The 2,818-nt window shown below is 41.8% G+C and carries 2 protein-coding genes; one reads left to right on the forward strand and one right to left on the reverse strand.

Features of this window, described 5'->3' with window-relative positions:
• Positions 1–2,365 (reverse strand): putative LPS assembly protein LptD (locus WBM49_RS05190; RefSeq protein WP_424371002.1); only part of this gene is annotated, 2,365 nt, incomplete at its 3' end.
• A 130-nt stretch (positions 2,366–2,495) separates the two neighbouring features.
• On the opposite strand from WBM49_RS05190, the gene WBM49_RS05195 reads away from it, so the two are divergent.
• A partial coding sequence (locus tag WBM49_RS05195; RefSeq protein ID WP_424371003.1) for an N-acetylmuramoyl-L-alanine amidase family protein occupies positions 2,496–2,818 on the forward strand: 323 nt, incomplete at its 3' end.

Here is a 2,818-nt window from a genome sequence, read left to right on the forward strand (position 1 = left end):
GATTTTTCACATCATCGGGGTCCCTGTCCTTAAAGCTACTGTCATTAAAATTGTCAGCGGTCCCAAATAGATCATCCGTTCGGCCTCCACTAGACGCAATATAATTCTGTCCGTTGTAAGGGTCCTCTTCCTCTTCTTCACGCTCTTTTTCAGGTTCAAAATCCTTACTGCTAATCCTGTAGCCTATATTGGCACGGGCATTCGTTAGTCGGAAAAGGCTTCCCCCGTTTGCATTATTAAAAGTATTGATACGCCTGCCGTTGTTATCAATAGCATACGGATCCAAACTGGCCCCGAAGTTCACAGACATCTTATTTTTAAAAATATTGGTACCACCACTAATGCTTACAGGACTAATCTTAAGTGAGTCGGCCTCAAAATTGTAGCCCGATGATAAATTAAAACTATTGAGTAGCTGAATTTTCTTAGGCTCAGTAGCGGTAGAGTCTTTGTCCTTTACCTTGGCCTCCAGGGTATTTTGTAACGAAAAGCTTAAGGCATTCGACTTTCCGAGGCTGGGAACTCCGTAGAGAGTGTTTTGAAAGCGGGTATACTGCACTACGGCTCCGGTAGTTTCATTGAGATATTCATCATAATATTGTTCAAAAGAGGGGGCATACCCATAACTGATGGAAGGGCGCATAACATGTCTGATAGCCTGAAACTTTTTGTCTTCTCCAAAAGTAAAGGTGCCGTACAAGGTGGTGCCTACACTTGCATTAAAATTGTATTGATTGAACCGGTCAAAACCACTAATGGTATCCGTCACCACCGTTTGTGTATCCGGATCAAAGCGCTGTCCAAAGGTTTCCAGCGTCCAGATATCTTCATAATTACCGCCCATGGAAACGCTGAAATGCTTAGCGACCTTAAAATTAGTACTTATGGGGATACGGTGTCTGGCACCTACTCTGGCATCATCAAACATTTTAGCTGTTAGAAAGTCCTCATCATTGGTGCGAATACTGTTTCGTGCATTCAAATCGTATTGGAAATTCACATTCTGTATAGCCCCTTTCTTAATGCCCTCTTTTGGCGCAAAAGGGAATACCCTTTCCATGCTTGCCTGCAGGGTTGGCAAAGTAACATCTACCACATTGGTATTAGTGTTTTGATTGTGTGTGGCCGTTAAACTCATATTGACGGACGGGTAGGCCGGAAAAGTCTTGGAGTAAGAAATGGAGGATGAGAGGTTGTTGGTCTGCGTAAGTGCCAGGTTCTGTTGCAAAAGTGAATTCCGAAAATATTGACTGCTTCCAAGGTTTACGGAGGCTGATAGTCTCGAATTTGGGTTCGACTTGGGATCCTGGGAATGGGAGATCTGAATATTATAAATGGTACCCCGGCTGTAATCATCAAACCCCTTCTGACTTACCACCTGATTTTCATATCTGAAATTAATATTTCCTCGGTATTTGTAGCGTTTGGTATAGACAGATTGCCCCCGTATCCCGTAACTTCCATTGGTGTAGAGATCCCCTGTCAGGGTAAGATCCACGTATTCATTAATAGGCACATAGTACCCCGCATTTTGCAAAAAATAGCCTCGATCCGGATCATTCCCAAAAGTAGGCATCATGATCCCCGCAGACCTGCCCTGAGTAAGCGGAAAATAGGCAAATGGCAAAGCAATTGGGGTAGGAACATCCACAATATACAGGTTGCTGAATCCTGCGATTACTTTCTTTTTTGGCACAAATTTAGCTTTGCGAACACGTATGTAATAGTCAGGATCAATGGTATCTTTGGAAGTAGTAAGTTTTCCTTCACTCAGAAAGTAAACAGAATCGTTCTCCTTTTTTGTTTTTTCGGCATACACCTTCATAGCATCGCTTCCAAGCTGCCCTAACCCGGCCTGCTGTTCTGATCTGGAATTCCAGATCACGGCTTTTTGGGTGTCAAAATTAAAGCGTATAGAGTCCGGAATTACCACATTGTCTCCCTGTTTAAAGTAGGGTAATTGAGAATAATTTCCCAGAGAGTCCTTAATTCGACCCGCATAGACCTCATTTTTAATATAGTCCATAATAATGATCCCGGCCTTTAATTCAGTATCCTGGTAATAAATTTCCGCCTCATTATAGAGATATATTTTCTGATCTTTCTGGCTTAGTTTTACGTAATCTTTGGCCTTGTATTGGATGTTGTCTAGCAGCAGGGCAGGTTTTTTGGGAACGGAATCGGAGATAACAGAATCTGTCCTAACCGTATCAATTCCAAGGGACTGTGGCAGGGCCGGGGCTTTAATAGAATCTTGTATAGCCTTTATAGGAAGAGGTTTTATTTGATCTTCCTGACTATAAACCAAAGAGGCCCCCAATAAATACAAACCAATGAAAAGAAAAAGCCGTTTATTTGATTGCAAAGCTATATATCCTATTTTTGTAATGAGTTGGCTTGATTTTTGAAATCAAACTTACATATATTTTTTTTCTGCCAGCCGCAGATTACAATAATTTTAACCCGAGTACAGGAAGTAAAATTCCTCCCAAACCATGAACAAAACATTTCTTTTCATATTCTTAGTATTCTTCACTCTTATTGGGCATTTCGCTTTCTCCAATCCTCCATTCATAGATCGTGGTGAGGATGGTTTTGTAGTTGTTTTAGATGCAGGCCATGGAGGGCACGATCCCGGCAATTTAGGCAATGGGTACATGGAGAAGAACATTGCCCTGAATATTGTGCTAAAAATAGGAGAGGAGCTTAAAAAAATACCGGGCATAAAGGTGGTCTATACCCGTGATGATGATTCCTTTGTGGATCTTTTTCTACGCGGCGAGATTGCAAACAAGGCAGGAGCAGATCTTTTTGTCTC

It is taken from the genome of Muriicola sp. (assembly GCF_049669965.1).
Lineage (GTDB): Bacteria > Bacteroidota > Bacteroidia > Flavobacteriales > Flavobacteriaceae > Muriicola.